The 5,775-nt window shown below is 73.5% G+C and carries 5 protein-coding genes; 2 read left to right on the forward strand and 3 right to left on the reverse strand.

Annotated elements, in window-relative coordinates; all coding sequences use genetic code 11:
• Positions 1–43: 43 nt before the first annotated feature.
• Together F6X68_RS30000 and F6X68_RS30005 are read right to left on the reverse strand one after the other, a co-directional pair.
• The gene (locus F6X68_RS30000) at positions 44–1,102 is read right to left on the reverse strand and encodes an aldo/keto reductase (RefSeq protein ID WP_151457400.1); all 1,059 of its coding nucleotides are present in this window, start codon (positions 1,100–1,102) and stop codon (positions 44–46) included.
• A 193-nt stretch (positions 1,103–1,295) separates the two neighbouring features.
• Positions 1,296–1,808, reverse strand: coding sequence for an HIT domain-containing protein (locus F6X68_RS30005; protein ID WP_192581600.1), 513 nt, complete (start codon positions 1,806–1,808; stop codon positions 1,296–1,298).
• Positions 1,809–2,032: 224 nt separating this feature from the next.
• On the opposite strand from F6X68_RS30005, the gene F6X68_RS30010 reads away from it, so the two are divergent.
• On the forward strand, positions 2,033–2,770 hold the full coding sequence (locus F6X68_RS30010) for a D-Ala-D-Ala carboxypeptidase family metallohydrolase (protein WP_225852513.1): 738 nt from the start codon (positions 2,033–2,035) through the stop codon (positions 2,768–2,770).
• Positions 2,771–2,831: 61 nt separating this feature from the next.
• On the opposite strand, the gene thrS is transcribed toward F6X68_RS30010, so the two are convergent.
• The gene (gene thrS / locus F6X68_RS30015; protein WP_151457403.1) at positions 2,832–4,832 is read right to left on the reverse strand and encodes a threonine--tRNA ligase; all 2,001 of its coding nucleotides are present in this window, start codon (positions 4,830–4,832) and stop codon (positions 2,832–2,834) included.
• Positions 4,833–5,085: 253 nt separating this feature from the next.
• On the opposite strand from thrS, the gene F6X68_RS30020 reads away from it, so the two are divergent.
• On the forward strand, positions 5,086–5,775 hold a 690-nt coding region (locus tag F6X68_RS30020; protein WP_225852514.1), incomplete at its 3' end, for a DUF1775 domain-containing protein.

Below are 5,775 nucleotides of genomic sequence, written 5' to 3' on the forward strand. Positions count from 1 at the left end.
ACACCCCACCCACCCCTGAGCACCGGCCCCGGGCCGGACCGGGTCAGGGGCGGGCGGTGGGGAGACCCGGGGTCGGCCGGTGGGGACGGTCCGCGTCGCGCAAGGCGGCCGAGCGCAGCGCGGCCAGTTGGCGCTCCACCTCGGCGAACTGGTCGGCCGGCAGCGGACCCCGGCGCAGGGCTCCGGCGTTCTCCTCCACCTGGCCCACCGTGCGGCAGCCGGGGATCGGGACGGTGCGGTCGCTGCGCGCCCAGAGCCACCCGAGCGCGCCCTGGGCGAGGGTACGCCCGTCAGCGGTCAACGCCGCCCGCACGGCGGTGACGCGGCGCAGCCACTCCGGCGCCGGCCGGCCGCCCCGGAACCACTCCAGCCAACCGGGGGCGACCCCGCGTACGTCGTCGCGGGGCAGCGTGGAGCCGGCCGTGTACTTGCCGGAGAGCAGGCCCATGCCCAGCGGTCCCCGGTTGACGCTGGCGAGGTCGTACTTGTCGCAGACGGCGAGCAGTTCGGGGGCGTCCCGGAGCACCGACAGCGTGTGCTGCACGGCGGTGGCGTGCCGGGCGTCGCGCCCGAACGCCGCGGCCCGGTCGGGGCGGTCGGTGCTCCAGCCGTACGCCCGGATCAGCCCTTCGGCGACCAGGTCCTCCAGGGTGCCGACGAGCGCCTCGGCCCGCGGCACCGGCAGGTCCGCCAGGTGCAGCTGGTAGAGGTCGATCCGGTCGGTGCCCAACCGGCGCAGCGAGTGTGCGACGGCCCGCCGCAGGTACGCCGGGGAGGGGTCATCGCCGGTGGCCTGGCGGGTGGCCTCGTCGAAGGTCCAGCCCCACTTGGTGGCGATCACGGCCTCGTCGCGCCGGCCGGCGAGGGCCCGGCCGAGCACCCGCTCGCCGTGCCCGGCCCCGTAGGTGTCGGCGGTGTCGAAGAGCGTCACGCCGAGGTCGAGCGCGTGCCGGATCGCGCGGACCGACTCGTCGTCGTCGACGGCGCCCCAGCCCAGCGGCTGGCTGCCCTCGGCCCAGGGGCCGCCGATCGCCCAGCACCCCATGCCGAGGGCGCTGACCTCGATGCCGCTGCGGCCCAACGTCCGCGTCGTCACTGCCATCGCCAGATCGTGCCACCTCGCGCCCGGCCGGGGGCGGGAAGTTTGCCGACGACACGACCGCCCGCAGCTGCCGACCGGCCCGGACTCTTCTCGGGGGGTGTCGATCGGTGCGGCAGCGAGGCTGGCGGGCGGGGAGGGGCCCGCAGGCGGAGCCGCGCACCGTCACGGACCGCCGGGAAGAGCGAGGGTCGGTCTAGGTCGGCCAGGCCCGGGTGAACAGGTCGCGGGTGTCGGTGAGCAGTTGCGGCAGGACCTTCGTCTGTCCGATCACGGGCATGAAGTTGGCGTCGCCGCCCCAGCGGGGCACCACGTGCTGGTGCAGGTGCGCGGCGATGCCGGCGCCGGCCACGCCGCCCTGGTTCATGCCCAGGTTGAACCCGTGCGCGTTGCTCACCTTGCGCACCACCCGCATGGCGGTCTGGGTGAACGCCGCCAGTTCGGTGGTCTCTGCCAGGTCCAGCTCGGTGTAGTCGGCCACGTGCCGGTAGGGGCAGACCAGCAGGTGCCCGGGGTTGTAGGGATAGAGGTTGAGCACCGCGAACACGTGCTCGCCCCGGGCCACCACCAGGCTCTCCTGGGGCGCCAGCCCCGGGGCCCGGCAGAACGGGCAGCCGGCGGGCCGCTCGTAGCCGCCCTCGGGCCGGTCCTCCCCGGAGATGTAGGTCATCCGGTGCGGAGTCCAGAGCCGCTCCAGGCCGTCGGCCATGCCGCTGTCCATGTGCCGTTCCACCCCAGTCACGCCACCGATCCTACGTTCCCGGCGACGGTCGCTCCGGACGCCGTACGCCGGCCCGCGCCCGACCCCGACGCCCCCCTGGGGCCCGGATCGCGTTCAGGGGGACGGATAGGGGGTGAAGGTTCTTGACGAACTGATGAACATGAATGAAGAATCCATCCACACACATCATCCCTTGTCGATGGGAGCCCATCGTGAGAACCGCATTCCGCCGCTTTGGCCGGGCGCTCGCCGCCTGCGCGCTCGCCGCCTCCACCGCCCTCGTGGGCGTGGTGGCGACCAGCAGCCCCGCGCAGGCGGACGGCTGCTACACCTGGGGACGCACCCTGGCGCAGGGGGCGTCCGGCGAGGACGTCCGGCAGCTGCAGATCCGGCTCTCCGGCTACCCCGGCTACAACGCGGTGCTCGGCCTCGACGGGGCGTTCGGCCCGGCCACCCGGTCCGCCGTGATCCGCTTCCAGCAGGCGTACGGCCTGAGCGCCGACGGCGTCGCCGGCCCGCAGACCTTCAACACGCTCTACGCGTTGCAGGACGACGACTGCACCCCGGTCAACTTCACCTACGCGGAGCTGAACCGGTGCAACAGCACCTGGTCCGGTGGCGCGGTCGCCGCGAGCACCGCCCGGTTCAACGCGCTGGTGTCGATGTGGAAGCTCCAGGCCATGCGGAAGGCCCTCGGCAGCGTGTCGATCAACATCAGCAGCGGCTTCCGCAGCTACTCGTGCAACAGCGCGGTCGGCGGCGCCTCCAACAGCCGGCACCTCTACGGCGACGGCGTCGACCTGGTCGGGTCGCCCTCGTTCTGCCGGCTCGCCCAGCAGGCCCGCTACCACGGCTTCGGCAACATCCTCGGCCCCGGCTACCCGGGTCACAACGACCACACCCACGTCGGGGCGGTCGGCGGCTGGTCCGCGCCGAGCTGCGGGATCTGACACCTGACGACCCCGTGACGAAGGCCCCCCGCAGCGCGGGGGGCCTTCGGTGCGTCGCGGGTCAGGCGGCGGACGGGCCGACGTTGGTCCGGGAGCCGACCACGTCGAGCACGTGGGCCACGGCGTCGGCGACCGGCACCCCGTTGCGCTGCGAGCCGTCCCGGTAGCGGAACGAGACGGTGCCGGCGGCCACGTCGTCGTCGCCGGCGATCACCATGAACGGGACCTTCTGCTGCTGGGCGGTGCGGATCTTCTTCTGCATCCGGTCGTCGCCCGCGTCGACCTGGGCGCGGACGCCCTCGGCGCGCAGCGCGGCGACGAAGCCGTGCAGGTAGTCGGTGTGGTCCTCGCGGATCGGGATGCCGACCACCTGCACCGGGGCCAGCCATGCCGGGAACGCGCCCGCGTAGTGCTCGGTGAGCACCCCGAAGAAGCGCTCGATCGAGCCGAAGAGCGCCCGGTGGATCATCACCGGCCGCTGCCGGGTGCCGTCGGCGGCCTGGTACTCCAGGCCGAAGCGCTCCGGCAGGTTGAAGTCGACCTGGATGGTGGACATCTGCCAGGTCCGGCCGATGGCGTCCTTGGCCTGCACCGAGATCTTCGGGCCGTAGAAGGCCGCGCCACCCGGGTCGGGCACCAGGTCCAGCCCGGACTCCTCGGCGGCGGAGCGCAGGGCCTCGGTGGCCCGCTCCCAGTTCTCGTCGGTGCCGACCGACTTCTCCGGGTTGCGGGTGGACAGCTCCAGGTAGAAGTCGTCCAGGCCGTAGTCACGCAGCAGTTCGAGCACGAAGACGAGCAGCGACTTCAGCTCGCCCGCCATCTGCTCCTCGGTGCAGAAGATGTGCGCGTCGTCCTGGGTCATGCCGCGCACCCGGGTCAGGCCGTGCACCACGCCGGACTTCTCGTAGCGGTAGACCGTGCCGAACTCGAACATCCGCAGCGGCAGCTCGCGGTAGGACCGCCCCCGGGACCGGAAGATCAGGTCGTGCATCGGGCAGTTCATCGGCTTGAGGTAGTAGCTCGCGCCCTCGACCTCCATGGGCGGGAACATGCCGTCGGCATACCAGTCCAGGTGCCCGGAGACCTCGTACAGGTGGCCCTTGGTGATGTGCGGGGTGTTGACGAAGGCGTAGCCGGCCTGCTCGTGCTTGATGCGCGAGTAGTTCTCCATCTCCCGGCGGATAATGCCGCCCTTCGGGTGGAAGACCGCCAGGCCCGAACCCAGCTCGTCGGGGAAGCTGAACAGGTCCAGGTCCACGCCCAGCTTGCGGTGGTCGCGCCGCGCGGCCTCCTCCAGCAGCTTCAGGTACGCCTTCAGCTCGTCCCGGGTCGGCCAGGCGGTGCCGTAGACCCGCTGGAGCTGCGGGTTCTTCTCCGACCCGCGCCAGTACGCGGCGGCCGAGCGCATCAGCTTGAACGCGCCGATCAGCCGGGTGTTCGGCAGGTGCGGGCCCCGGCACAGGTCCGACCAGCAGACCTTGTCCTCCTTGGCGGCGAGGTTGTCGTAGATGGTCAGCTCGCCGCCGCCCACCTCCATCACCTCGGAGGTGTCCAGCCCTTCGCCCTTGACGTCGATGAGCTCCAGCTTGAACGGCTCGGCGGCCAGCTCGGCCTTCGCCTCGTCGAGGCTGCCGAAGCGCCGGCGGCGGAACCGCTGGCCGGACTTGACGATCTCCTGCATCCGCTTCTCGAGCTTGCCGAGGTCGTCCGGCTGGAACGGCTTGTCGACGGCGAAGTCGTAGTAGAAGCCGTTCTCGATGGGCGGGCCGATGCCGAGCTTGGCCTCCGGGAAGACGTCCTGCACGGCCTGGGCGAGCACGTGCGCGCAGGAGTGCCGCAGCACGTCGAGCCCGTCGGGCGAGTCGAGGCTGACCGGCTCGACCTCGGTGTCGGCCTGCGGGGCCCAGTCCAGGTCGCGCAGCTGGCCCTGCGGGTCGCGGACCACCACGATCGCCTTCGGGCCGGACGCGGGCAGACCGGCCGCGGCCACCGCGTCGGCCGCCGTGGTCCCGGCGGCGACGACGACGGGGTCGGCCACGGCGGGGGTACGGGGTGCGGACACGGTGACTCCTCCAGCAGACGGCACGGATGACGCCGAACGTTCGGCTCCTGCGATGCTATCGGTCGCCCCCGCCGGCACGGTCGCCGACGCCACCGCCCCCGGGGTCCGTGGGACGGGCGCCGCCCCGCCGGTACCCCGGGACGGGCCGGGCGCGCCGGGTCCGGCCGGCGTCCTGGGTCCTGCGTTGAACCTTTGCGTCCCCGCATCCGAACTACCGGATGTGGCCGGAACCCGTGCCGGCCCGTGGAGACGGATGGGACCGACGATGGCGACGATGCACGGTGTGCGGCCCGAGTCCCGGCCCCGGCGCCGGGCCGCGACGGTGGCCGTCCTGGCGGCGGCCGGGGTGCTGACCTGGCCCGCCCCGGCGTACGCGGCCGACGTGACGACCAGCCCGACGCAGGCGCAACAGGGCGGTTCGGTGAAGCTGGAGTTCGTGGTGCCCGACGAACTGCCGGGCGCCCGCGCCGAGCGGATCGAGATCCGGCTGCCGGCCGACGCCCCGATCGCCGAGGTCTATCCGATGTCGGTGCCCGGCTGGGCGCCCCGGATCACCTCCCGCAGGCTCGACCAGCCGGTCGCCGGCATCCACTCGTCCCGGGTCGACGAGGTGACCAGCGCGGTGACCTGGGTCCGGATGCCCGGCACGGCTCCCGGCCCGGCCCGGCTCACCCTGTCCATGGGGCCGTTGCCGCAGACCGACCGGCTCACCTTCGAGGTGCTGCGCACGTACGCCGACGGCACGGTGGTGCGCTGGGCCGGGCCGACCGGGGCTCGCCGGGCGCCGGCGCTCACCCTGCTGCCGGCGGCCCCCGGCGCGGCGGCCGGGCACGGCGGGCACGGCGCCGCCCCGGCGGCCGGCGGGGCTGGCGACGTCCCGGTCGCGGGGGCCCGGGCGGCCGGTGGGCCGGCGGCCGGCGACGCCCCGGGCGAGGGCGGGAAC

This window comes from Micromonospora sp. AMSO12t (assembly GCF_008806585.1).
Taxonomy (GTDB): Bacteria; Actinomycetota; Actinomycetes; order Mycobacteriales; family Micromonosporaceae; genus Micromonospora; species Micromonospora reichwaldensis.